We start from the raw sequence: 23,678 nt of genomic DNA, 5'->3' as shown, positions 1-23,678 counted from the left end.
AGCCATTGGGCATTTGCCAAGGGTAAGCTTGAATTAAGGCCCGGGTTCAAATCTTGACCGCGTTAACCACTCCATCCTGCCCGGGGCGTGACGTAACCACCGCCCTACCCACCTCAGTCTCTATAATAGTCCCCTTCACGATTATACCCCTCTTGGCGAAGTCGCTGTTGGCTGGGGACTCAACTATCCTAAGTATCTTAGCCTTCCTACAGGTGCCGCTGCCCTTATCATACACGTTAGCGTAGCTAACCTCAGCCAGCCTAATCTTAAACCCACCACCCGTAACCCTCTCAATAAGCCTCCTATCCACACCCCCCAGCCTAGTGTTGGTGGGCGGCCCACCGCCTAGGGCCTTCCTCTTAACCTTATAGGGCCTAGCCCTAAATCCACCACTCACCTTCCTATTGTCATTACCCTGGTAATAGGCAGCCAACTTAGCCATTACCAAGCACCTAAGCCTAAGCCTTTTAAACATTAACCAGTGCAACTCCACCCTAATGACCTCTTCCCCGCCCTTTTAGGGTTGGGGAGTACCGTGAAGGTCTTGGTTGTTACCCCCTCTTTGGGGGTTAATGGTTTCGTCCTCGGGGTGGTGGAAACAGTGGGGTATCGCCCCACCGACTCATCCCCGAAAGCCCAAGCCCAAACGAGGCACCAATCCAAGCACTAGGAAAAGCATAAAGCAATGGAGGAATTAAAACATAACCAGAAACAAAAACATTAATCAACACACCAAAACTTTAAACCAACCAAGAAACAACACCACCACAAACAACGAGACTTATCGTTCATTTTGTCATTACCGCCAGGTATTTTTATGGGTATTTCCTGTATGGTTAATCGATAATCCTTAATAAGACCCCCCATGGTGGAAGTATACGTGTCCCTCAGGAGAATTGGGGCCGTCCTGCATGTGGCTAGGGATGGCTTAATGGTGGCTAGGGTTAACGTGGATAGGGCTGATAGGCTTGTTGGGTTAACCGTCATGGACTACTCCATGAGGAGGATAGGGAGCATTAAGGACGTCGTGGGCCCAGTGTCCTCCCCCTATGCACTAATAAAACCCATTAAGGGTTTGAAGGCATCAGAATACGTTGGTAAACAGATTTACGTTAGGGGCGTGGACCTTGAGAGGATCATGAGGGGTGGGCGCCATGAATAAGTGCCCAATGTGCGGCTCAACGGAGTTCGTATACGACGAGCAGAGGGGTGTTTTATTCTGCGCCAAGTGCGGCTATGTAATTGAGGAGCATGTCATCGACATGGGGCCTGAGTGGAGGGGTGTGGATAAGAATGGTAGGTCACTGGCCAGGGCCAGCCCAGTCAACGCAGCCGCCCCTGAGCATGGGATGCTGATTAACATAGTTAAGCTGCGTGAGTCAAAGCTGAGGATTGTGAAGCCCGTGGCGCTGCTCACCACGGGTGAACGCAATGTAATGGAGTTGAGGTCCATTGTTAAGCGGGTTGTGGCTAACGTGGGGCTTCCTGAATCCATAATTGATGAGGTTGTTTTGAACTATAGGGCGTTGGTTAAAATGGGCTATAGGGGTAGGATTAAGGAGACAGCCCTAGCCCTAGTTTACATAGCGTGCAGGAGGCGTAACATACCGTGCACCATGAAGGAGCTCCTTAAGAACAGTGATGTGAACATTAAGAGCTTTAATAAGGTTTACACGCAGATAGCCAGCCTAATGAACATTAAGGGGATTTACAACGACGAGCAGCTCATGAACATGACCCTGAGGATGCTTGACTCAATAAACATCAACAATAACGTTAAGCACAGGTTGATCCTACTGATGAGGGACCTGATAGAGAAGGGTAAGGCGAATGGCCTATTCAACGGTAAAACCATCACCTCAACGATCGCCGCCATGGTGTATGCATCACTGTTGATATACAACGTTAACGTTAGGCAAAGGGACATAGCATCAATAGCTGGGGTAACTGACGTGACAATAAGGAACAGGTACAATGAACTGTTGAGGCGCCTGAACTTTAGGATAATAGTCTAGGCCTTAAAACAATGCACCAGATTCTGGCCAGGTTCTGAATTAAATTTATTAACATACGGGCGCAGTGTCGTATTCATGCTAAAAGTGAGAGGGCTAATGGGCTACTTAACGTTAATAGTCGTGTTAACGTGCATTAGCCTAACTACGGTCACCCACGCCTCATTGGTTAACACACCGTTAAACCCACCCCCCACACCCCTAAGTGGGTTTCACTACGCTGGGACGCTTAGCAATGACAGCCCTGTCATAGTCACCATCTACATACCCCTCAGGAACATTAACTTACTCCTCTACTACGCCCAAGCCGTATCAACCCCAGGCTCACCCATGTACCACCACTTCCTCAGTAGGGAGGAGGTGAAGACGCTCTTCTACCCAACCGATGAATACAATGAGGTGCTCACCTACCTTAGGGGGCATGGGTTCAGGATACTGCTTACCGCAGCTGACTCAATAATAGTGGCTTGGGGTAACGTTAGCATTGTTGAGAGGTACCTTGGCCTAGGCTACGCCGTCTACAGTAATGGGTCCTTAAGCTACTACGAGTCCTATGGGGTGCCGAAGCTGGGCAACATCATGGTCTACTCATCGAACTTAACAATGCTTCTCCTCCAACACCCGCAACTGTTGATCATGGGCGGTGAACTGGGCAACATATTGCCAGGTTACGTTAAGGGTGCCGTAAACTTAACATACCCCATGGAGGCCTATTGGCCCACTGAACTGCAGAGGGTCTACAACGCCACCGCCCTGTACAGGGAAGGTTACTATGGGCAGAACTACACCATAGGCATCCTTGACTTCTTCGGAGACCCCTACATAACCTCCCAACTAGCCTACTTCGACAATGCAACCGGCCTCCCGAACCCGCCAAGCTTCAGTGTAGTGCCCATAGGCCCATATAACCCCAACCTGGGGGTTTACAATGGCTGGGCCTATGAGGTAAGCCTTGATGTTGAGGTTGCCCACGCAATGGCGCCCAGGGCTAACATTGTGCTTTATGTTGCGAACCCAGCCCTACCACTAGCGGCCATAATAGCCTACATTGTTGACCAGGACGCCGTTAACGTGGTCTCCCAGAGCTTCGGCTTCCCCGAGTCCATACTGCCGATGGTTAATGGGCCCGCCTTCTACTTCAACGTCGTGCTAACTGACGAGTACTACGCCTTAGGTAGTGTTGAGGGTATCACCTTCCTAGCCTCCAGTGGTGATGGTGGTGGGGCTGGTTACAGCAATGGGCCACTGGGCACAGTCATTTACCCAGCCGCCTCACCCTACGTGACGGCGGTTGGGGGCACCACCACCTACATTCAATTACCCAACGGCTCCTACTACCAAACAGCCTGGTCCAGCTACGGCTTCATACCCCTCGGCCTGAATCTAGGTGGCTCAACGGGTGGTGTTAGTGTTGTTGAGCCTAAGCCCTGGTACCAGTGGGGCATAGCCACACCTGCGACATACCCATTCGGTAGGATGGTGCCTGACTTAGCCATGGATGCAAGCCCATACCCAGGGCTACTCATGGTTGGGCCAGGGAACACATTACTCATAGCCGGCGGGACCAGTGCATCATCGCCACTGCTGGCTGGCCTACTAACCCTTATCATGGATGCAGTAGGCTCAAGCCTCGGTTCGTTAAATCCAACCATCTACGAACTGGCCAACAGCAGCTGGTACGGTAAGGCCATAGTCCCCATCACCTTCGGCTACAACATACCTTGGACAGCCCACTACGGCTACAACCTAGTGACTGGCCTAGGCACGGTCAATGCCGGCTACTTGGCTGAGGCCTTCTCAGCCTTAAGCAGGTTGGAGGGCGGTGGATTATCCATAACGGTGAACGTCTACAACACCACAGGCGGCCAGCAGAGGTACTACTACCCAGGTGAGGAGGTTGTCATAAGCGCCTCTATACTTAACTCAACTAGGCTGGTCACGTCAGGTAGCTTCTACGCCCTCATAGAGAGTGTTTGGGGTAATGTGACCATGGTACCGTTAAGGTTCAGCGGCATTAATGGTTGGACAGCCTCAGTTGCCCTCCCAAGCAACGCCACCGGTATACTTGACATTATTGTTTACGGGGAGGCGGATGGCTTAAGGGGCTATGGTTACACTACAATATACTCAGGTTACTATGGGCAATTCCTACAACCCCTACCATTCACGCCCCTCTACTTGGGGTCAGGGATACGGCTGGTCGTTAACCTAACCACCCCCGTGGGTGGGGTGCCCCTCAACGTGAGTGGGGTTACGGCCCTCATCTACTACTACAATGCGCTTAACAACTCCTATTCACTCATCGGTAACGTAACCCTAAGGCCGTACCCATACTTCGCACACGGCAACGTGACGTACATATTCGTAGGTGAGCTACCCAGCAACCTACCCACCGGTGTATTGTTTATTAGGCTGCTTAACGCCTTCGGCTTCGTACCATTCGTGAACGGCGTAATGATGCAGAGCATGTACGTGCTGCCAACGGTGGTGGCGCAACCAGGCTCAGTGGCCCCAGGGGGGAGTGTAGTCGTGGTTGGTTACCCCATACCACCGTTAAACCTGGTTCAAGTGTCGCTGGGTACGGGAACCTACGTGTTTTACAATGTCCTATATGGGTCTAACGTAACCGCCTACTTAACATCACCCACGGGTAGGGTTATCAGCATGTCTAACGTACTGTTTAACCCATCCGTGAACGCCTACTACGGCGTACTGAAGGTGCCTTCAAACGCAACCCCTGGACTATACACCATTATCCTAAACGCCACCTACTCATCATACACCCTCAACGCCACCATAACGGGCTCCTACTTCACCCAAATATATGTGGCTGGGGGCTACTCACTACCATCCGTGAGGGTCTCGTCAACGTACGCCTTTGAGGGGCAGGTTATAACCATCTACGCCAACATCACTTACCCAAATGGCACTGAGGTGAAGTACGGCATGTACTCGGCCACGGTTTACCCACTGTCCTTATCGGGCCTATACCCATTGATAAGCCAGGTTTTCGAAACCCCACTTTGGTACAACCCAAGGTTGGGCCTGTGGGTTGGCAACGTCACGCTACCATCCCAGTACTCCCTAGGCAGCCTAACCTACCTTGGGGGTAACCTGTACTTCTCATCGCCATACGGCGTTCTGGTCACTGGCACATCTGCTGATGGCTACCCAACCCCAAGCAGCCTATCAACCCAGTACACGCTTTACGTCATACCCTACACAATGTTGAATGGGGCAACGTTAAGCGGCATTAAGGCCTACCACATGGCCCTAATCAACGACACATTAATAGGCGGCGTCTACGTTGACAGCATCCTAATCAACGACACGTTGATAGGCAACGTCACATTGGTTAACTGCAACGCCAGTGAGTTAACGGTCATAAACTCCCACCTACTGTTGGTATCCTCAAGCATCGGTAGGGTTAGGGCCATTAACAGCACCGTTGAGTTATTCTCAAGTAGGGTTGGTGAACTGGACCTATCATCATCAACCTACGTCAACGAGAACTCGGTGATCAGTTCAATATACCCCAAACCACCCATCGTAATAATCAACTCCCCCGTTAATGGAACCAGCCTAACCGGGCTGGTGACCGTGAACTTCACGGTAATCGGCAATGATGTATTGAACGTCAGCCTCTACCTAAATAACCACGTGCTAATTGCCTTCACGGGCAACGGCACATTCACCTACACCCTCAATACCACAGACTACCCAGATGGCACATACGAGTTAAGTGTTGTTGTCGTGCAGTCCAGTGGGGCCGTGGCTTCATCATCCGTTGAGGTTAACCTAGCTAACGAGTTATTGTCCTTAAGCGGTGGTCTCAGTAGGTTGACTGGTGAATTAGCCTCAAACGCAACAGCAATGCGTAAGGCACTGGTTGAGCTAAACAGTAACCTAACGATGATTGAAATCCTACTGTTGGTGTCCCTAGCCCTAAGCGCAGCCGCCCTAGCCTGGTTTGCGGCATCAAGGGTTAAATCGGCTTAGCGCCAATGCCAGTTTAAAACGCCGCCATGTGAGTGATTACTTGTAGAAGGCTATTGACGCGTAGCCCACGGTCTCAAGTAGGTAACCGCTTGTGTCACCTGAGGTTGCGTGCTTAAGTAGCTTAACGCCCGTAGCCCCCTGCTTCCTGGAGTAGACTATGGCCGCCATTATTGCGCCGAAGCCGCATACGGAGACGTCGTACTTCTCCATTGCCGAGTAGAAGCCCTCCTCATCCATGTTGAGCACATGCTCAATAACCCTCATGTCCTTGTCCGTGGTCACCTCATGGGGCTCATAGTGGTTTAAGTCGCTTGAGGCCACCAGAACTACCTCACCGGCCCTCCCATCAACAACCTCGCTTATGACTGAACCAAGCCTCCTGGCCATGTCAATGGTCTGGTTCCACAGGACTATTGGCACTATCCTTGAGCCTGGGAACAGGTATTGTATGAAGGGTACCTGAACCTCCACTGAGTGCTCCCTCTCGAAGGCCGTTGGATCCTCAGCCAGGTCCCTAACCTTGGCTTTAATCTCCCTCGCCAACTCCTCATCAACCTCAACCCTACCCAGTGGCGTCTCCCACTCACCACTTGTCATGATTGCCGCTGGTGAGCCTACGCCGTAGTGGTTTGGACCGATTATGATGAATACCTTGGGCTTGGCGTACTTGCCCACCTCAACGTAGGCATGCGCCGCCACCGGGCCTGAATAGACATACCCAGCATGCGGCGCAACTACCGATAGCACGTATTGCTTATCCTCCTTAACATTCATGGTTGACTTTGGTCCAATCTCATGCTCAATAGCCCACTTTATCTGGTTAATTAAACCATCCCTACTAGCCTCGTAGAACATCCCTGCAACGGCCGGTTTTCTAGTGACCATGCAGTACACACGCACCTTAGTTATTTAAACCATTTCACATATTTTTCTAAATGACAAATGTGTAGTAAACCGTGGATAAGTATTTAAATCCTAGTTAGGTAACCTAAAGATATATGGGTAAAGAAAACATGAGGACATCCATGGCTAGGGCCCTTAGGTTAATAAACATTTCACTTTATATATTTGTAATATTACTGACCGTGGTGGTTAGCCTACTCTCACTATACATAGCCATAACGAGCATCCTAGGCTCAATACGCGGTATCGCTTCATTAACAGATTCAAACATCATAAGCATACTATCATCTCTATTCCTAGTCGTGTTAACAATGGAGTTGATAGAAATGTTCATAGCATATATGGAGAGGGGTATGATAATAGTTGACATGGTCATAGCCATAGTGCTCACTGCAGTGGCGAGGGAACTGCTAATAAACTTCGCAAACATAGAATCCCTAACCCTCCAAAGGGGAATCATCATAACCGCCGCAATCTTAACACTGTCAATATCCTACTGGCTAGTTAACAAGGCGGAGCAGATTAAGAAAACTTAGCGGTTAATAAACCCCTATGCCTATTGTCAACCAGGGCCTCATTCATGAGGTGAACCTTAAGGAGCCTAAAGCTTGGGAACCTGGCACCGCAGACTGGGCACCTCCTAGTCTTAGGCATGTGCTGGCACTCCCTAGTGTAATGTATGAAGTATTCCCACGCACTACCCATAGTCTTACCACAGTACTTGCAGGTAACCTGCATCAATGAACCATGCCGGGTGGTGGTTTAAAACTTAACCCCACATGGTTTATGATGGTAATCAATTTAAATCCAAAGCCTGTGAATGCTTTATGGCTGTGATAATTGAGGTTGCGGTTGACCCAATAGGGACTGGTTCAACGAGCGTTGGTGACTTGGTTAAGCAGGCTGTATCAGTGATAGCAAAGAGGGGTTATAAGTACCAGGTATGCGCCATGGGAACAGTCATCGAGGTGCCATCCCTAAGGGAAATTGGTGAACTCATAGATGAAATCCACAACGAACTTGTTAAACTGGGCGTGAAGAGGATTGTCACGGTAATTAGGATTGATGATAGGAGGGATAAGAGCGAGACAATAGAGTACAAGGTAAGCAGGGTGACCCAGCGTTAGCCAGCCTTCTCCCTTATTATTGGGTTTTCCTGTTGCGGTTTTTCTGGTCTTGAGTGAGGTGAGGAATGGTAGGTGAGGTCTGTGAGTTTAACCCACGCTTATCCCACTTAATTTCCTCCTAAACCCCACTATAAAACAACCCATGAAGCCCAGCAGCACCTAAAACACCAATCCTCACGGCATATCTAGAAGCCCCCTATGCCTAAAGGCTCTTGCTTAGAGTCGCTAACCTTAGCAAGCGTGTACCTGCCCATGTGTACTATGCCCAGTGGCCCTTAGTAAGCGTCATCTGAACCTTGCCTTAACCCTCTCCTCAATGGCCTTAACCTCCTCGTCACTGAGCCTCCAGCCAACTGCCCCAAGGTTCTCCCTAACGTGCATTGGGTTTGATGCCCTTGGTATTGGGAAGGCGTTTTCATGCTTTGTTATTATCCAATTCAGGGCTATTTGAGCAGGCGTCCTTGGCCCATGGTTCCTGCTTACCATTTCGACCAGGTCCCTTGGGAACTCCCTGATTAACCTTCCATGGCCAAGTGGGTAGTAGCATAGTATGGCTAGGTTCTCTCTCTTGGCATAGGGTATTATATCCGCCTCAATCCTCCTATCGATTAGGCTGTAGGGCATTTGGAGGGAAACCACCTCGTACTTCTTCAAGGCTCTCTGAGCCTCAATAACCTGGTTTAGGTTAAAGTTGCTCAGCCCTATGAACCTTATTAAGCCTTCATCCACCAGATGCTCCATGGCCCTCATGGTTTCTGTAATAGGCACCCTCCTGTTCGGGAAATGGACCTGGTAAAGGTCAATGTACCTGACCCCAAGTCTCCTTGCGCTATTCCTAGCAGCCTTAATCACTGAGTTATATTTAAGGTGTGTTGGCCATACCTTAGTGGCTATGAACAATTCATCCCTATTAAAGCCCCTAATGGCCTCAGCCACAATGGGCTCACTACCGTAAATCTCGGCCGTGTCTATTAGGTTGATGCCGTTCTCCAAACCCAGCCTAAGCGCCTGCACCTTAAGCCTCCTGGACCTTAATATGCCCAGCCTTGATAACACTATCCAAACCGGGTCGTAGTACGTCCCCATGCCCACGGCCGAGACCTTAACACCACTCCTCCCAAACACCCTGTACTCCATACCCAAACCAACGGCTGAGGGTATTTAGAAGGTTATCATGGTAAAGTTTTTAAATGCCAGTCTCCTTGATGTGTCGTGCCGTTTAGCCACACTAAGATAGTTGGGCCAACTGGTAGGTTTGGGGCTAGGTATGGGATGGGTGTTAGGAGGAAGGTGCTTCAGATTGAGGTTAAGCAGAGGGGGCTTCATAGGTGCCCGCAATGCAGGTCGCTTGTTAGGTTGAGGAGACTTGCCTTCGGTATTTGGCAGTGTCCAAGGTGCGGCTTCACCTTCGCCGGTGGTGCATACGTGCCTCAGACCATCATGGGTAGGACCATAACCCCCGAGGAACTTAGGGCCCCTGAAAGGCAGAGGCAAGCTATGAGGGAGGCGGCTAGGCAGAGGGTTACTCAATGATGAGCGGCCGATGAGCCGCTGCTGGGTGAATGCTTATATAAGTAGTTGAGTGTTGGTTAAGTTGAGATGCCGGTCGAATTCATGAAGTTTTACAACGCCAAGACGGCGTTGAGTGACATTAAGAGTGATGTAGATGCGTTGAAGGATGTCTTATCCAGTATAGAATCCACATTGGCGTCGTTGCAGAGACAGGCTAGGGGTGAGAGGAGGCTGATGGCTAGGGGTGGTGGGGGTTATTACGAGTACGTTAGGTTCACCTACTTCAACTACACCATTGACGTCCACGTGATTCCACCAACCACCGAACTCAGCTCAATCATGAGTAGCATCAGGAATAGGCTTAAGGTAATCCTAGACGCCCTAAACAAGTCAATAAGCCTAATAGAGAGGATTAGCGATGAGGCCAGCGGCCTAAGCCTAATTGGGGTTGCGATTGAGGATGGGAGGGTTAAAGTCATTTTAATACCCTAAGCTGCATCACCTTCAACGCAACCTTAAAGGCCCATGAACTAACCAGCAATATGAATAAACCTAATTAGGTAGGGTTAGCTTAACCCACCATTGCGTATTACTGCCCTCTCCTAATACCCCTGACCAGCAATTCACCCCTTCTACTCAACCTGTAGTACACGTGGTGCTTCCTAACCTCACTGCTGAGTTTAAACCTGGCCATACTCCTCTTAAGCGTCTTACCACCCCTAACCCTCTCAACAAGCCCCATGTCCTCTAGCCTATCAAGGATCATCAAAACCCTCTCCAGCGGTATACCGGTGTTTAACGCTATTGACTTGCCATAATCCACGTTAGCCCTCTTAAGGTGAATTAAAACCGCCAACTCCTCACTGTCCAACTCCACGAGCCCAACGTAGGGTCCTGGGATTTAACCCTTAGCACGTCCAATGCATAACCTTTTCTAACTAACCCTCACGCCACTTGCACACGCCTAACGCTGAACCCATTGGTGTCTTTGGTAACCATTAACAGCTCCACGCCGTTTAGGTTAAGGTTGGCCCTTAGGGCGTTGATGAAGGTCTCAACCCCCTTCATGGGTCTCGTTAACGGTGCCTTAAACTGGGCGCCAGCTGCATAGGAGTGCCCACCACCGCCTAGGGCTGTGGCCACCTTAGTGCAGTCGAAGCCGCTTGATGGGTCTGCGCCGCAGTAGTACCTAAACGTCCTGTAGCCTAGTCTAACCAGTAGGTTAACCATTGACGCCCCCCTACGCTGGAGTTCAATGGTCAATTGCCTGTAGGATATGCCCAATTTAACGTTGAAGTAGGCGTTAATAACCTTATCAACACCGAGGGCATCAGCAACCTTAAGCATAACCTCCCATGACCTAATCCCCCTGTCAACAATACCCTTAACGTATGGTGTTTTGAGGGCCTCAAGCCCCGTCTTAGCAAGCATAGACGCAGCCCTCACCTTCTCCCCATATCTTGAAAACCTAGCCAACATGTCCACTTGCCTAGCCTCCTCACTGCTTATCCTAGCCGTATCGGTTTCAATGGCCACCTTAACTAGGGATTCTGCTATTGGGTTACCTGCTAGGTTGAGGGCCCTCATGGCTAGTAAAGCTGAGCATGGGGCTTCCGGGTCGTAGTACTCGAGCTTAGCGCAGGGCTTATTCGTCTCATGGTGATCAGCCCTGATTATAGCCTTACCTGGGCAGGGTAGGTCGGCGACGAAGTCCCAGGTGAATAGCCTGTATAACCTACCCCTCTGTACCTTGCCTGGAGGTGCGAAGACCACCACACCGTTGGGGTACTTGATTAGGAATAGTGAGGCGCTTGTTAAGCCATCAGCATCCCCAATGTCACACAGGGCCAGTGGCCTATTAGCCAACTTAGCCTTAATGATCGCCCCAAGCGCCCTTAAATCCTCAAGACCCACGTTAGGTTACGCAGGGCTTGGGTTAATTAAACCTAGCGTGGGTGACCAGTAGTGGTTTAAAAGGCAGCTGAACCCATCCTTAGTGGGCTGCGCCTTAAGCCTAAGCGGACTCAAGTGCACTGGAGTTGGGTTGCTCTCAACCTGCATTGGCGACGGCTACTCGCTTAGGGTTCTTCAAAGCCCCTGGAGCGGAAACACATACCTAATCACACACGCACCAGGAGGCTTAAGTACTATTAGGGTTAACGCCAAGTTGGATGCTGAATGCGCGGTGAGGCCTATAACAGCCTACTGCTATGGGTTAAGTGAAGTTGGGCCATTCATGGTTAAGGAGGCTAACGTCAATGTTAAGGTTTACGGTAATCAAATTGAGGTGGTGACCAGTGGTGAGGGTGACTACTGTGACTCAGTCATAGCCCTAACCAAGGATTTAAACGACCTAGGTGACGTGCTTGGCAGATTACCTAAACCGCTGCCACTGATCCAGGGAGGGTTCTTCGAGGATGGCTTAATATGGGCCATGGTTAGGGCAGGCTACGTTAAGGAGGGTGAATTACCCAGCTTCATAAAGCCCAACCAAGCCTACTATTGGGCTAGGGGTGACGTGGTCAACCCATCACTGGCTGGTTGGGTTGAGGAGGGTAACCCAGCCTACCTAGACGTGTTAACCATGGCCTATGAGGAACTGCTCAGCCTCATGAATGAGCACGGTGGCGTCAAGATACCCTACATAACCGCCGCCAAGGCTAGGGACGTTTACGGGTCACCTCAGCAATCCTACATCTTCAACACCCTTCTCAGGGGTTTTGAACTCACAGGGGATTCAAGGTACCTGGACGGCGCTCTCAAGGCCCTTGAATGCTACCTAACCCAACCACCCAACTGCCTAGGCTACATAGACCTCGGGGGTGGGATGAGGTGGTTTAGGTGGGGTAGTAGGCACTTCCTGTCCACGGATCCCCAGGGTTGGGAGAACCTAATGGTCCTTAACACTCACCTAATGGCGGTCCTATCCTTCGCCGAGGCCCACATTAGGGGCCTATGCGGCAGTTGCCTTAGCCACGCCCTAAGTGGGGTTAAGGCAATAATTAAACTGGCGGATAAGTTCCAGAGGGGTGATGGCTACTTGTACTACAGCCTATACTCAAGGGAGCACATGGGTGAGGGTGAGGATGATAGGTACCCACCCTACAGGGGTTACAGCCTACTGAGCAGTAGGCTAGCCCTGAAGGCATCCATGTACCTGGGTGATGATAAGCTCTACGATATGGCCAAGCGGGCTTGCTTAATGGGCTACAGGATGGTTGAGGGGGGCAGGTGGGGTGAGTATGAGGCCGTGGCCAGGTGCCTAAGCCTAATCTACTTGAGGGAGGGTGACGCCGATGCATTGAACATGATTATCAACGTGCTTAAGGCGGCTTACGGTAATAGGGTTTGGGTTAAGGCTACAGGCTACGACGTTGAGGGGGCTTTTAAGGCGCATTACCAGCCTGCGACAATAACCAAGGGTAGGGTTCAATTAGTCTACGTAGGTCCAATGGGTGGTGCGTTGAACATGGTAGCCTACTCGGAGGGTTCAAGAATAGTGATTAAGGGTTACAGGTCACCCAGTGGCCATGGTGTCCTGGTTAAGGGTATTGAGGCTGTGGGGGTTAACGGCTCCGTTAGGGTTAACGGCAGTGAAATTGAGGTTAATGGTGGCGCCTTGATAAGAATAGATGAGGATGTTGTTAAGCCCGCCGTCGCAGGATTGAGGTAACGCTTATAAAAGCCTGGGGCGGTAGGCTGATTAGCGGCCGTAGTCTAGCCTGGTTTAGGATAAAGGGGGCTGGGGCTTTTTCCAAATCCCTTCTCCACGTTAAACCGCATGTAGGAGTATTATCACTGGGACGAAGCCCAACAGGACGGGTAAGGGCAGGGCGGGTGCATAACCCCTGAAGGGTAAGAGTAGCCTATAGGTTACGTAGAAGCCTAACAGGACCCCTAGGACGAGTATAATGAGTATCATTACCATTGCCTCCCCGGCTAGGGATACGACGAAGCTTGACATTAGGGAGTAGACCACCAAGTCCCCCACGCCTATGGCCGTGTCCCTTAGGTCAAGCACAAGGCCCCTTAGCAGGCTTCTCCCAACCGTACCCTTCATGGACTCCGCCAACCTACCCAACAACCCCTTGTAAACCATGAATGCGTCGTAGACGGCTAGGAATATGGGCACCATTGCCGCCGTGACTGGGGGTAGGCTTGTGGCCAGGAGGGAACCCGCCATGGCGCTGTAGGACACTATGCCAACCCCCCTGAGAACCTGGCTATTGCTGTATAGTGAGAAGTAGCCCAGCAGCGCCGTTAGGCCTATGCTGAGCGGGTAGAAGGTTACCACGAGCAGGAGTGGGTATATGTTGTAGTAGGTTGCGTACTCGTAAATGTAGAAGGTGACTAGGGTGTATATTAAGAACAGTATCATGGCGTCCTTGAAGACGGCGAAGGCCCTGAACTTAGCATACCTAATCAATAGGTAAACCACCACTAGGCCCACTAGGGCCATTAGTAGTATAACCATTGTGTTGTAGAAGCCGGCTGACACAGTGTTACTGCTACTTATCACGGGGCTTGGGGTAGGTATGTAAGCGTGCTTCGTCGTTAGGCCAAAGGTCACTAGGGCGCCCATTAACATTGAGGCCAATGGGGGTATTATGAAGTATGGCTTAAAATCAGCCTCATTAGGCATGGTTAATGCGCCGTGAATAGGCTTATAAAAATACCGCCGGGGCGCAGCCGTGAAGGCGCTTGTAATTGAACATTGCAGGGTAGGGGTCTGCGTGAACTCGGCGCTAAGGTTAATGATGAACCGTGGCGTTAAGCCAATAGCCGCCGTCGACGATGGAGTAATCGTCACAGCCGGTGAGGCAGTAGCCTACGTTAACGATGACCAGTTAAGCACCTTAAACCAGGCCATGCAGTTGATCAGCCTATCCATATGCGCCTCCACGGCGATGGCCACGGTTAAGCTAAACACGGGCCTAAGGCCATTCGTCTACTCAAGCGATTTAAGGGAACTCGGTGAACAAGCTACGACACCTATAATTGCAGGTGGGGGTGGTGTTATCGATGATGCAAACCTATTCAGTGGCGGAGGGCTAATACCCGTCATTAAGAATTACACCACAGATCCAACGAAGGGCAATGTGCTACTGGTTAAGTTAAGTGGTGATGCGGCTAGCTTAATGGAGGTGGTTAACAGGACCTATGCAACTGGCTACAGTGGTGACATCATAGTAGAGGCTGACGTGGACTCAATCCTAAGGTTTAAGAGATCGTTTAGGAGGATGGCGCCTGCCATACTTGGGGTTGTGGTGACTGGGTTTAGGCAACTATGCACCCTTAGCGTAACCGATGCAGATGCCGTTATGGGTATCTTCAGGTGTAGGAGATGCTGGATAGACTACGTGGGTACTGGCCAACTTAAAACATGCCCAAGGTGCAGGGGCAGGTTGGTGGAGTTGGTTAAGATGGCTGAGAGGATTAGGCCTATGAGCGATGATGCATTGCTAGCTAGGTCACAGGGTGAGTTAGCTAGTAGCAAACCAATTAGACCCATCATTCTGCCTCTCTCCTGGTTCACGCGGGGAAAGCCAGGGCAGTGAATTGAAAAAGGGCACCGTAGAAATATCCCAGTTAGGTCACTAAAGGTTTTACATGCACGGCATGCTTAATTAAAATACCGATATACTCATGGACATTAAGGATGCATGAGGTTAAGATCAGGAGTTTCATAGGTACAGTAACCTATACAGGGGACTCGTTTAACAAACCTACTTAAATGCAGGCATGCTACATATTAGCTAGCAAGCATTCCTCAGTTTTAACCTTACCCTCATTTTGCCCTAGGTTTGTTTTCGAATCGTATACATGCCGCTACTGGTATGGCCACTAAGCCAACACCATGTGTCATTCAGTTTACTTATATAAATATTGTATATAATAATTAATTTACTGCTGTTTAAAATTTTCAATAGCCTCTCTAACCCTCCCCAACCCCTCTATTATCAGTTTTTCGTCGAGAGCGAAGCTTAACCTAACGTACTCCTTACCCATGGTTGACTCCGAGAAGGCTGTGCCGGGTAGGATAACTACACCGTGCTCCTCAAGCAGCCAGTTTGCGAATTCCTCAACACTCATGTTAAGTTTATCTAGGACCCCCTTAACTCTGGGATACATGTAGAATGCCCCCTCGCTCCTCCAAACCTCAAACCCAGGGATCCTCCTAAGCTCATTATACATGACGTCGCGCCTCCTCTTAAACAGCTCAATCATTGCCTTTGAGGCCCTCCAGGAGGCCTCATTTCTAAGTGCCTCAACACCAGCCCACTGGGCTATGCTTGGTGGGCAGCTGTACGTGTTCGCCGCGAGCCTCCTTAGAGGTTCAATAACCTCACCACTGGCCACTAGGTAACCCAGCCTCCACCCAGTCATTGAGAAGGTTTTGCTGAAGCCATTGGTGTATATGATGTACCTCCTCCAGTCTGGTTCAAGCTCTAGGATACCCTTGAATACGCCTTCCTCGTAGAGGAAGTTGTCGTAAATCTCGTCAACAATGACCAGCAGCCCGTGGTCTTTAGCCACCTCAAGTAGCCTGGAAACCTCACTAGGCCTAAACACGGCGCCTGTTGGGTTATGCGGATTATTCAGCACTATTGCCCTCGTCCTATCTGAGACGGCGCCCTCAATGGCCTTAAGGTTAAGTCTGAAACCATCCTCAGGGTTGAAGGTTAAGGGCACGTAGACCGGCTTACCACCGAAGAACTTTGTTAACTCAGGGTATGCTGGGTACGTTGGGTCTGGTATTATGACCTCATCACCTGGCCTAATGTAGGATGCCATAGCTAGGAATATGGCTGTCTTAGTACCCGTGGTCACTATGACTTCATTGGGCTTCACACCTGCGTGGTACCTCTGGTTCAAGTAATCCGCAATGGCCTCCCTAAGCTCCCTAATCCCCTCAGTCTCAGTGTAGCCCGTTAAACCCCTATCCAGGGCCACCTTAGCCGCCTCAACAATGTTGCTGAAGGTGGGTAAGTCAGGCTGCCCAATGCCAAAGGAAATAACCTTAATACCCTTCCTCTCAGAAACCTCACGGGCCTTAGCCAGGTACGTGAAAGCATCCTCACCCCTCAACCCCCTAACCGACTCCTTCAGATAGCCATTAACCGGATCCATACTCAATACCGTAATGCACTATGGTTATGTATAAATAAATATTTCCCCAAAGGCTATTTACCCGTAATGACCTAAATCTTAAAATTTAAGCAACCAATGCTGATTCATGGACTACGGTAGGCTTGAGGAGTTCATCCTGAACAGGATGAGGGAATCCAGGTTACCAGGTTTGAGCATAGGGCTAATTAAGAACGGTGAGCTTGTTTACTCTAGAGGCTTTGGGTTTAGGGATATTGAGAGGGGGTTGCCTGCAACCCCAGATACTATCTACGGCATCGGATGACCCCCTCCTCGCCCTTTGGGGGCGGGGTTTACCGTGGGGGTCTCGACAGTTACCCCCTCCATGGGGGTTAATGGTTTTACTCCGTTAGTAGTGACTATGTGGCTGAGTATTTTTGTTGGTATTGGTGTTTCGTAACCTACCCTCTTCGCTATGTTCCTTGCCGCATTCAAATCGGCGTTAATCTTTATTCCAGTTAATTCGCATACGTAGAGTCCTCTCTTGATTCTGCCGTTTTCATGGTTTGCATTGCATATTGAGCATTGTTTGCTAGTCCCATACTCATTAACAACATGCAGTTTAATCCCATACTCCTCAAGCACATCACCAAGCCAATTAATGATTTTGCTGAACCACCAAACATTGGTGTTGTACTCATTACCGTTGTTTTGGCTAAGCATGTATGGGTAACCAATGAATACCTCATCAACACCCATTTCATGCATTATCCTCGCTAGGAATCTGATTGCAGTGCGGTAGTAATGCCTAAGCCTCTCGTGCTGCTTGTAAACAGCATGAAGGTGGAATGCATGGTACCTCCTCCATGATTCGAATCCATGATTCCTCAACCAATCCCTAATCGCCTGGTAGGTCTTAACCTCCCTCTTCCACCAGTAGTACTCAGCCTTAATACTCGAACCCTTGATTAAAATGGCGGTGTCGGTGTGGTTGAAGACAACGGCAAACAAGTTATTCAAACCAACGTCGATGAAAGCCTTATTACCACCCCTAGGCTCCTCAATCCGTATCTTCTCGTAAATGCCCTTCACGTAACCCCTCGGGTTACTCCTAGCAGGCTTCTCACCAATGCTTATTGGCACATAGGCAAACCACCTATTGCCCTCAAGCTTAATTACGAGTACGCCCTGCTTACCACTCCACTTAACCCTACCAGCGTACTTTATTTTCAAACCCCAATCCTTAAGAACTATGTAGCCCTCTCCACCGTTGGTGGGCTCTAGGTAGTACCTATCGTTCCTCACCAGGATCCTTAGCTCCCTCCTGCCTAGTAACCTATCCTTCCAGAAGCCAGGTGGTGAAGGCTTACCCATGAATTTAGGTAACCTACCTTGCCTGTACAGCCTAAGCAGTTCGAAGTATGATTTCCAAGCCCAATTATTCAGGTTAATGACTTGACCAGCGTTTACGCCCAATCCATCCTTGTACCTGTGGTAGAATTCGTGCCCAGTACCCTTGAAATCCACCTTGCCACTTACCCTATACTGCACCAACCTTGCATAATTCAGTTCATTCCATAATTTAGCAACAGCATCGGCAATCCTACGTAACTTGCGCTCTTGAGAGCCATTAGGCAGTAGCCTAAGCCTAACAGTGCGCATTTCATCATTACCATTCCTTGATTTCCTACCCCTACCCTTCGATTTAGGGGTGAAGGAGGATTGTGTGCCTAGGGTGGTGGAAACAGTGGGTGATCGACCCACCAACTCATCCGAAGAGATTGAACCCCCTCTCGGGGGCACTACCCTAGGCACCAGGAAAAGCTAAGCAAAGGGAGGAATTAAAGGGTAATCAGAAGCAAAAATACTGGACAATAGGCTAAAACTTTAAACAAACAAAGAAACAACAAACACCACCCTAAAAGGCAAGACTTGCCCCGTTGTCAGCTATGATTACCCTAGCCCCCTCAAGCCCAAGTTTATAAGCTATGGCAGCCCCAATGCCGTTTCTCAGTAGGTGGCAGAGGCTTGGCGCCTCCGCCATCTACCTCTCAACGGTCTCCCTGGGGCCGCTCACCGCAGCAGCTCCCGCCCTGTCGCCAGGGGTTCCTAGCCTCTGCGGATCTCGGGACCCCAGGGTAACTAGTGAGGGTGTTGGGGTTAGGTTTTTAAATCTTTTGGGGATATCCCTCCGTGGATTACTTAACCATTAAGTTGCCATTTAATGTTGATGGGGATACGGCTAAGGAGTTATTATCAACTGCTTGGTTGTTTAGAATAACCACGCATAGGGTGCTGGCAGTAGTTAAACAGCAACAAATCTTACCTGGTAGTAGGATTGGCTGGAAGAACGCGTTTAGGAGAATTGCCTACGAAATTATTCCGAATCGTAGGTATGCTGACGGTGCCGTAACCCTCGTGATGGGTGTTTACGAATCATGTAGGGCGTTAGATGTTGATTTCAAAAGCATTGAGTTGGGTGATTGGCTCATGTTCCAGCAGAGTGAGCTTGAGTACCCTGCCAAAAGTATCACCTTGAAGCCTGGCTATGAATTTAACATAACAACAATTAGGTATAACGGGGCAACTGGTAGGGTTGTCCTCAAACCCACAATACCCAAGATTTACAAAGCATTACTTGATGCAGTTCTTTTTGAACATGTCAAGTACATGGGTAGGGTTGTGGTTAGGGACTACGGTGTCAGAGACAACCAATTGTGGGTTCGTGGTGAAGTACATGTGACAATACCGTTAGACCTCTATTATGAGCACATGGCTAGGCATAAGAAGAACAGTGGCAAGCTCATTGGTGGTGTTGACGTTAACACCGATAGAATCAACCTAGCGATTATCGATGAAGATGGTGAACTCATTGATAACAAAACATTCTGGTTCAGTGAGGCTTCTAGGAAGGGCTTCAGTAGACACAAGGCTTGGAGTATCATTGGCATGAGGATACATGAGATGCTTAACTACGCCTATCACCATGGTGTTAAGACACTGTTCCTGGAGAATCCGGGAGTCCTCGGTAGGTTGAGGCTAATGTGGGTTAGGGGTGGTGATAGGAGGCATGAGAACTACAACCACAAGGTCTCAATATTCAGAAGCACAATTATCGAGAAAATAACCATGAAGGCACCACTGTACAGCATAGAGACTAAATACGTGAACCCAAGAGGAACAACAAACTCCAAAGAACACGACGAAGCCATGAGAAAGCATAGACTAGACAGGCACACCGCATCAGCCTACTTAATAGCCCTAAAAGGACTCACACCAATGAATACGAGTAACCGTAAATAATAATGAAGACAGAAACAGCCCTAGCTCCCCCAGTCACAATAGCCACTTTACCACTTAACTTACCGGTGGGCATAATTGAGTATTTTCACCGCGCTTTAAAGTATGCACGGCTGTGTTTAAATCCTCGGCAGCGTGACCGCGCCCATTGATGCCGAGGTTACTAGGGAGGCATACTTGGCTAGTAGGCCACTCCTGTACCTTGGTGGTGGGGGTTGCCACCTGCTTAACCTCCTCTTAACCTCATCTTCGGGTACGGCTAGGTCTAGCCTACCATTCTCAACGTCTATTATCACCCTGTCCCCATCCTCAACCACCGCTATTGGCCCACCCACGGCTGCCTCAGGGGCAACGTGACCAACCATTAAACCCCTTGTGGCGCCGCTAAACCTACCGTCAGTGACCAGGGCTACGTCTTGGCCTAGGCCCGCGCCAACTATTGCTGAGGTTACCCTAAGCATCTCAGGCATCCCAGGCCCACCCTTGGGGCCCTCGTACCTTATTACAACCACGTCACCCGGCTTAACCTCACCCCTCTTAATGGCCTGGAAGGTCTCCTCCTCCCCGTTAAATGGCCTTGCCTTACCCTCAAACCTCATTATGCCCGTTGCAGCAACCTTAACAACAGCCCCCTCTGGTGCTAGTGAGCCCTTGAGGATTCTTATGCCACCCCACGGTTTAATCGGTGTCGATGGATCCTTGACCATGTGGTCGTGTTTAACATTAGGTATCTTAAACTCCCTTAGGTTCTCCTCAAGGGTCTTGCCGGTCACTGTGATTACCTTACCGTTGATTAGCCCCGCCTTGAGCAGCTTACTCATTATGAGCGGTATGCCACCCACCTGATCCAGCTCAGCGGGCACGAAGTCACCACCCGGCCTTAGGGCAGCTATGTAGGGTACCCTCCTGGATACCCTGTCGAAGTCGTCTAGGGTTAACTTAACCCCTGCCTCGTAGGCTATTGCTAGTAGGTGGAGTATGGCATTAGTTGAGCCTCCGGTGGCCATTAGTACGGCTATGGCGTTCTCGAAGGCCTCATAGGTCATTACGTCCCTTGGTTTAATACCCAGCTCGGCAACCTTCATTAAGGCTAAGCCGGTTTCACGGGCGTAAATTACCCTCCTGGCTGAAGTAGCGGGTGGGGTGGCACTCCCAGGTAAGGCCATGCCCAGCGCCTCAGCCATAGCAGCCATTGTATTAGCCGTGAACATGCCTGCACATGTGCCGTAGGTTGGGTGGGCGTTCAGCTCTATGTTGTAGAGCTCCTCCTCGCCTATCTTGCCGGCTAAGTATGCACCTATGGCCTCATGCACATCCTCAATAGTCAACTTCCTACCACCGTAGAAGCCGGGCTCAGCCGACCCACCGTACAGGTAAACTGACGGTATGTTCAACCTAGCCATCGCCATCAGTAACCCTGGCGTTGTCTTATCACAACCACCAATACCCACGAAGCCGTCGAAGGCGTGGGCGTTTATCTGAGCCTCAACGGTGTCGGCTATCACGTCCCTACTAACCAGGCTATACCTCATTCCCTCCGTACCCATGCCAATGTTGTCGTTGACTACAATAGTTGGGACTGTTAATGGAGCCCCACCGCCAGCCTTAATACCCTCCTTGACGTATGTGGCCAGTTGAAGTGTATGGATGTTGCATGGCCCAGCCTCGCTCCACGCAGCCACAACAGCCATTAGGGGCTTAGCTAAGTCCTCGTCGGTAAGGCCTATTGACCTTAAAAAGGCCCTATGGGGGGCATTAAGAACCCCATCATACCTCTCACTACTCCTAACCCTAATCTTTATAGATGCCATACCCACTTACCCAGCTTTGCATTTTTATGCATTACCATTTAAGCTCTTGTGAAAATTGAAAATAAGTTTTCAAGTGAACCAGCCAACTAGGCGCATTAAAATTCAGGTAATTTTTTAACCTAGTGGATTGCCTGCTCGGCCAGTTGCCTGCCACTTTTACCATTATTGGATGATAATTGCATTATCCTATTCATTGGGACTAGGCTTTGCCCCAACACGCATATACCCCACAGCGCATTTATCAGTGGAGAGTAGACATTCATACTGGCGTAGATTATGCCAACCAGGTTGCCTATAGGTAACCTACCCCTCTCGGTTTCATGAATCCCAAGTATTGTCAATATCACCGGCATTGCTAGGCTGTAGGCGAATGAAGATGACCAATATGTCCTATCGTAAAACACCTGCCTAGTCATACCCCTATACCACTTGTTTAACGCATCCCTTATTTGACCAGGCTCAGCATTACCCTTAAAATATTCATCTATGAGGTGAATAACCTCGCTATAGGAGCTCCTCTCAACCTGCCTAGCCTCCTCAACACCCTTTATGTAAGGCTCCATTATTAGCAGTGATAGTGGGGTAGCTGCAACCGCCACAATACCCAGTACTGGGCTTAGTTGGAAAATTGTTACCAGAGAAACAATCGTTGTTAATATGTTGGGCGTGAAGGTGGTGTACATACCTCCTATGTTCCACATGACGAAGTCCACATCGCTGGCTAACCTACCCACCAAGTCATTTACGTTACCCAGATTATTACTGACTCCCATTTCCGATATAACCCTGTTTTTAACGTCAGCTATGCTCTTGGCCACACTATTCCAAAAAGGTTTAAACAACCACTCAGTGGCCGTGTATATTACGGCTGTAGCCGTTATCATTAATATGGCGTTCATTATGCCTGACTCCCTAATGCTCAACGAGCCGTTTGTTGAATTCTCAAGTGAGTTCACCAGGTTGGTTAATGCCAAGGGCATTAATGAACCTGAGGCTACTGCCCTAAGTATGAAGGCTACTAGGGCTGCTATGAAGCCTATGTTAACCTCCCATGAGTATACGTACCTCCTATAGAACCTCCACGTTAAGGCTAATACCTCGGCGGTTTTTAACTTCATAACCAATACACCTTAGGCTTAACCTAGGCCCTTAAATACCTTACCTAGAGGCTGGGTTAAACTTTAAAAGTAATTAAGGTTAGCCTAATCATGGTAACTAGGTCCTTTGATGAACTCAGCGCTAGGCTCGTATTCGTGCTGGCCAGTTCGTTCAGGAACATTAAACCGCTTAAGTGGGATTCAGTCGGTGACAATAGGTTTAGGCTCAGTGTTGATGCCGGTGATTCCAGTGAGCTAGTGGTTATTGGGCATAGGGGTAGTGCCTTAATTAGGCTTGATGGTAGGCCCCACTTTGAGCTCGACCGCTACCATAGGGCAATCCCAATACCCCCAGGTTCACATACCATTGAGGCGGAGTTCACACCATACGCTGACTTCGGCGAGATAGTTGGCGTTGACCCAGGTAAGCCATTCTTAGTGACCAGGGATTACTCTGCGCTCAGGTTCTGGGCCTATGCATCAAGTGCACTTGAGCTGGCCAGAACCATTAATGATGATGCGGTCAGGGATGCCTTACTCAGGGCCTTAACCGAGGCCTTTAAGCGCGTCCCATTCACCAGCGTCTCTAGGGAACAGCTGCTACTAACGGCTGAACTATACGGCATGCCCTGGGGTGAGAGGATAATGCAGACCATAACGGATGACTTAAGCAACGTCTATGTGGAGTCCAGCGGCGGTAACTTTGATGATGCTTTGGGTGTTTTGCGTGGTTTGGTTGGTGGTTTTGGTAAGGTTGGTGTTGTTTTTGGTGTTGGTCATGCTCATATTGATGCTGCTTGGCTTTGGCCCTTTGAGGAGAGTAGGCGT

23 protein-coding genes and 1 pseudogene are annotated in these 23,678 nt (G+C 49.7%); 12 read left to right on the top strand and 12 right to left on the bottom strand.

What is annotated here, in order from left to right; all coding sequences use genetic code 11:
• Positions 1-46 precede the first annotated feature (46 nt).
• Complete coding sequence (locus tag AAX04_RS07785; protein ID WP_066796535.1) at positions 47-442, bottom strand: 30S ribosomal protein S8e; 396 nt, start codon at positions 440-442, stop codon at positions 47-49.
• Between the two features lie 438 nt (positions 443-880).
• Between AAX04_RS07785 and AAX04_RS07780 the strand changes: the two genes are divergently transcribed.
• The 3 genes from AAX04_RS07780 (at position 881) to AAX04_RS07770 (ending at position 6,011) form a co-directional block, all read left to right on the top strand.
• Complete coding sequence (locus tag AAX04_RS07780) at positions 881-1,162, top strand: H/ACA ribonucleoprotein complex subunit GAR1 (protein WP_084761271.1); 282 nt, start codon at positions 881-883, stop codon at positions 1,160-1,162.
• Positions 1,155-2,015, top strand: coding sequence for a TFIIB-type zinc ribbon-containing protein (locus tag AAX04_RS07775; protein WP_156519759.1), 861 nt, complete (start codon positions 1,155-1,157; stop codon positions 2,013-2,015). The genes AAX04_RS07780 and AAX04_RS07775 overlap by 8 nt, the downstream gene beginning before the upstream one ends.
• A gap of 75 nt (positions 2,016-2,090) precedes the next feature.
• The gene (locus tag AAX04_RS07770; protein WP_156519758.1) at positions 2,091-6,011 is read left to right on the top strand and encodes a protease pro-enzyme activation domain-containing protein; all 3,921 of its coding nucleotides are present in this window, start codon (positions 2,091-2,093) and stop codon (positions 6,009-6,011) included.
• 36 nt (positions 6,012-6,047) lie between these two features.
• Here the strand turns inward: AAX04_RS07770 and amrB are convergent, their stop codons facing one another.
• Positions 6,048-6,896, bottom strand: a complete 849-nt coding sequence (gene amrB / locus AAX04_RS07765; RefSeq protein WP_066796474.1) for an AmmeMemoRadiSam system protein B — start codon at positions 6,894-6,896, stop codon at positions 6,048-6,050.
• A 113-nt stretch (positions 6,897-7,009) separates the two neighbouring features.
• On the opposite strand from amrB, the gene AAX04_RS07760 reads away from it, so the two are divergent.
• The gene (locus AAX04_RS07760; RefSeq protein WP_084761270.1) at positions 7,010-7,450 is read left to right on the top strand and encodes a phosphate-starvation-inducible PsiE family protein; all 441 of its coding nucleotides are present in this window, start codon (positions 7,010-7,012) and stop codon (positions 7,448-7,450) included.
• Here AAX04_RS07760 and AAX04_RS07755 read toward each other — a convergent pair.
• On the bottom strand, positions 7,437-7,652 hold the full coding sequence (locus AAX04_RS07755) for a C2H2-type zinc finger protein (protein WP_066796471.1): 216 nt from the start codon (positions 7,650-7,652) through the stop codon (positions 7,437-7,439). The two genes, AAX04_RS07760 and AAX04_RS07755, sit on opposite strands and share 14 nt — an antisense overlap.
• An 89-nt stretch (positions 7,653-7,741) precedes the next feature.
• On the opposite strand from AAX04_RS07755, the gene AAX04_RS07750 reads away from it, so the two are divergent.
• A complete protein-coding gene (locus AAX04_RS07750; RefSeq protein WP_066796469.1) occupies positions 7,742-8,041 on the top strand; it encodes an MTH1187 family thiamine-binding protein in 300 nt (99 codons plus the stop codon).
• Positions 8,042-8,326: 285 nt separating this feature from the next.
• Here the strand turns inward: AAX04_RS07750 and AAX04_RS07745 are convergent, their stop codons facing one another.
• Entirely contained in the window at positions 8,327-9,178 is an 852-nt protein-coding gene (locus AAX04_RS07745; protein WP_066796467.1) for an aldo/keto reductase, read from the bottom strand.
• 75 nt (positions 9,179-9,253) lie between these two features.
• Between AAX04_RS07745 and AAX04_RS07740 the strand changes: the two genes are divergently transcribed.
• Together AAX04_RS07740 and AAX04_RS07735 are read left to right on the top strand one after the other, a co-directional pair.
• Positions 9,254-9,574, top strand: coding sequence for a 50S ribosomal protein L37ae (locus AAX04_RS07740; RefSeq protein ID WP_066796465.1), 321 nt, complete (start codon positions 9,254-9,256; stop codon positions 9,572-9,574).
• A 66-nt stretch (positions 9,575-9,640) separates the two neighbouring features.
• The gene (locus AAX04_RS07735) at positions 9,641-10,045 is read left to right on the top strand and encodes a hypothetical protein (protein WP_066796462.1); all 405 of its coding nucleotides are present in this window, start codon (positions 9,641-9,643) and stop codon (positions 10,043-10,045) included.
• Positions 10,046-10,142: 97 nt separating this feature from the next.
• Here the strand turns inward: AAX04_RS07735 and AAX04_RS07730 are convergent, their stop codons facing one another.
• Both AAX04_RS07730 and AAX04_RS07725 read right to left on the bottom strand, forming a co-directional pair.
• On the bottom strand, positions 10,143-10,430 hold the full coding sequence (locus tag AAX04_RS07730; protein ID WP_238377840.1) for a DUF2250 domain-containing protein: 288 nt from the start codon (positions 10,428-10,430) through the stop codon (positions 10,143-10,145).
• 68 nt (positions 10,431-10,498) lie between these two features.
• Entirely contained in the window at positions 10,499-11,467 is a 969-nt protein-coding gene (locus AAX04_RS07725) for a Fis family transcriptional regulator (protein WP_066796459.1), read from the bottom strand.
• 82 nt (positions 11,468-11,549) lie between these two features.
• Here AAX04_RS07725 and AAX04_RS07720 point away from each other — a divergent pair, with 82 nt between their 5' ends.
• A complete protein-coding gene (locus AAX04_RS07720; RefSeq protein WP_066796456.1) occupies positions 11,550-13,226 on the top strand; it encodes a D-glucuronyl C5-epimerase family protein in 1,677 nt (558 codons plus the stop codon).
• A gap of 99 nt (positions 13,227-13,325) precedes the next feature.
• Here the strand turns inward: AAX04_RS07720 and AAX04_RS07715 are convergent, their stop codons facing one another.
• The gene (locus AAX04_RS07715) at positions 13,326-14,195 is read right to left on the bottom strand and encodes a hypothetical protein (RefSeq protein ID WP_066796449.1); all 870 of its coding nucleotides are present in this window, start codon (positions 14,193-14,195) and stop codon (positions 13,326-13,328) included.
• Positions 14,196-14,244: 49 nt separating this feature from the next.
• On the opposite strand from AAX04_RS07715, the gene AAX04_RS07710 reads away from it, so the two are divergent.
• Positions 14,245-15,111, top strand: coding sequence for a hypothetical protein (locus AAX04_RS07710; protein WP_066796447.1), 867 nt, complete (start codon positions 14,245-14,247; stop codon positions 15,109-15,111).
• Positions 15,112-15,457: 346 nt separating this feature from the next.
• Here the strand turns inward: AAX04_RS07710 and AAX04_RS07705 are convergent, their stop codons facing one another.
• Positions 15,458-16,684 carry a pyridoxal phosphate-dependent aminotransferase gene (locus AAX04_RS07705; RefSeq protein ID WP_066796444.1) on the bottom strand — a complete coding sequence of 409 codons (1,227 nt, stop codon included), beginning with the start codon at positions 16,682-16,684 and terminating at the stop codon, positions 15,458-15,460.
• A 106-nt stretch (positions 16,685-16,790) separates the two neighbouring features.
• Here AAX04_RS07705 and AAX04_RS11650 point away from each other — a divergent pair, with 106 nt between their 5' ends.
• On the top strand, positions 16,791-16,967 hold the full coding sequence (locus AAX04_RS11650) for a serine hydrolase (protein WP_084761269.1): 177 nt from the start codon (positions 16,791-16,793) through the stop codon (positions 16,965-16,967).
• On the opposite strand, the gene AAX04_RS07700 is transcribed toward AAX04_RS11650, so the two are convergent.
• Positions 16,952-18,457, bottom strand: coding sequence for a zinc ribbon domain-containing protein (locus AAX04_RS07700; protein WP_066796441.1), 1,506 nt, complete (start codon positions 18,455-18,457; stop codon positions 16,952-16,954). The genes AAX04_RS11650 and AAX04_RS07700 overlap by 16 nt on opposite strands.
• Before the next feature lie 103 nt (positions 18,458-18,560).
• Positions 18,561-18,686 carry a hypothetical protein gene (locus tag AAX04_RS12480; protein WP_255363551.1) on the bottom strand — a complete coding sequence of 42 codons (126 nt, stop codon included), beginning with the start codon at positions 18,684-18,686 and terminating at the stop codon, positions 18,561-18,563.
• 149 nt (positions 18,687-18,835) lie between these two features.
• Between AAX04_RS12480 and AAX04_RS07695 the strand changes: the two genes are divergently transcribed.
• Positions 18,836-19,945 carry a hypothetical protein gene (locus tag AAX04_RS07695; RefSeq protein ID WP_066796438.1) on the top strand — a complete coding sequence of 370 codons (1,110 nt, stop codon included), beginning with the start codon at positions 18,836-18,838 and terminating at the stop codon, positions 19,943-19,945.
• A gap of 116 nt (positions 19,946-20,061) precedes the next feature.
• Here AAX04_RS07695 and ilvD read toward each other — a convergent pair whose 3' ends face one another.
• Both ilvD and AAX04_RS07685 read right to left on the bottom strand, forming a co-directional pair.
• A complete protein-coding gene (gene ilvD, locus AAX04_RS07690; RefSeq protein WP_066796524.1) occupies positions 20,062-21,753 on the bottom strand; it encodes a dihydroxy-acid dehydratase in 1,692 nt (563 codons plus the stop codon).
• Between the two features lie 119 nt (positions 21,754-21,872).
• On the bottom strand, positions 21,873-22,871 hold the full coding sequence (locus tag AAX04_RS07685; protein ID WP_066796435.1) for an ABC transporter transmembrane domain-containing protein: 999 nt from the start codon (positions 22,869-22,871) through the stop codon (positions 21,873-21,875).
• 90 nt (positions 22,872-22,961) lie between these two features.
• On the opposite strand from AAX04_RS07685, the pseudogene AAX04_RS07680 reads away from it, so the two are divergent.
• Positions 22,962-23,678: pseudogene (locus tag AAX04_RS07680) on the top strand (alpha-mannosidase); the annotation flags it as partial.

The organism is Caldivirga sp. MU80 (genome assembly GCF_001663375.1).
In the GTDB taxonomy this organism is placed as follows: domain Archaea; phylum Thermoproteota; class Thermoprotei; order Thermoproteales; family Thermocladiaceae; genus Caldivirga.
This window is presented reverse-complemented; position numbering and strand designations above follow the sequence as displayed.

Excerpts from the sequence above, each read along its gene's own strand:
- ilvD (WP_066796524.1), bottom strand. The coding sequence starts at position 21,753 with ATGGCATCTATAAAGATTAGGGTTAGGAGTAGTGAGAGGTATGATGGG.
- AAX04_RS07785 (WP_066796535.1), bottom strand. The coding sequence starts at position 442 with ATGGCTAAGTTGGCTGCCTATTACCAGGGTAATGACAATAGGAAGGTG.
- AAX04_RS07735 (WP_066796462.1), top strand. The coding sequence starts at position 9,641 with ATGCCGGTCGAATTCATGAAGTTTTACAACGCCAAGACGGCGTTGAGT.
- AAX04_RS07715 (WP_066796449.1), bottom strand. The coding sequence starts at position 14,195 with ATGCCTAATGAGGCTGATTTTAAGCCATACTTCATAATACCCCCATTG.
- AAX04_RS07705 (WP_066796444.1), bottom strand. The coding sequence starts at position 16,684 with ATGGATCCGGTTAATGGCTATCTGAAGGAGTCGGTTAGGGGGTTGAGG.
- AAX04_RS12480 (WP_255363551.1), bottom strand. The coding sequence starts at position 18,686 with ATGGCGGAGGCGCCAAGCCTCTGCCACCTACTGAGAAACGGCATTGGG.
- AAX04_RS07760 (WP_084761270.1), top strand. The coding sequence starts at position 7,010 with ATGGGTAAAGAAAACATGAGGACATCCATGGCTAGGGCCCTTAGGTTA.
- amrB (WP_066796474.1), bottom strand. The coding sequence starts at position 6,896 with ATGGTCACTAGAAAACCGGCCGTTGCAGGGATGTTCTACGAGGCTAGT.
- AAX04_RS07745 (WP_066796467.1), bottom strand. The coding sequence starts at position 9,178 with ATGGAGTACAGGGTGTTTGGGAGGAGTGGTGTTAAGGTCTCGGCCGTG.
- AAX04_RS07770 (WP_156519758.1), top strand. The coding sequence starts at position 2,091 with ATGCTAAAAGTGAGAGGGCTAATGGGCTACTTAACGTTAATAGTCGTG.
- AAX04_RS07755 (WP_066796471.1), bottom strand. The coding sequence starts at position 7,652 with ATGCAGGTTACCTGCAAGTACTGTGGTAAGACTATGGGTAGTGCGTGG.
- AAX04_RS07750 (WP_066796469.1), top strand. The coding sequence starts at position 7,742 with ATGGCTGTGATAATTGAGGTTGCGGTTGACCCAATAGGGACTGGTTCA.
- AAX04_RS07685 (WP_066796435.1), bottom strand. The coding sequence starts at position 22,871 with ATGAAGTTAAAAACCGCCGAGGTATTAGCCTTAACGTGGAGGTTCTAT.
- AAX04_RS07775 (WP_156519759.1), top strand. The coding sequence starts at position 1,155 with ATGAATAAGTGCCCAATGTGCGGCTCAACGGAGTTCGTATACGACGAG.
- AAX04_RS11650 (WP_084761269.1), top strand. The coding sequence starts at position 16,791 with ATGGACTACGGTAGGCTTGAGGAGTTCATCCTGAACAGGATGAGGGAA.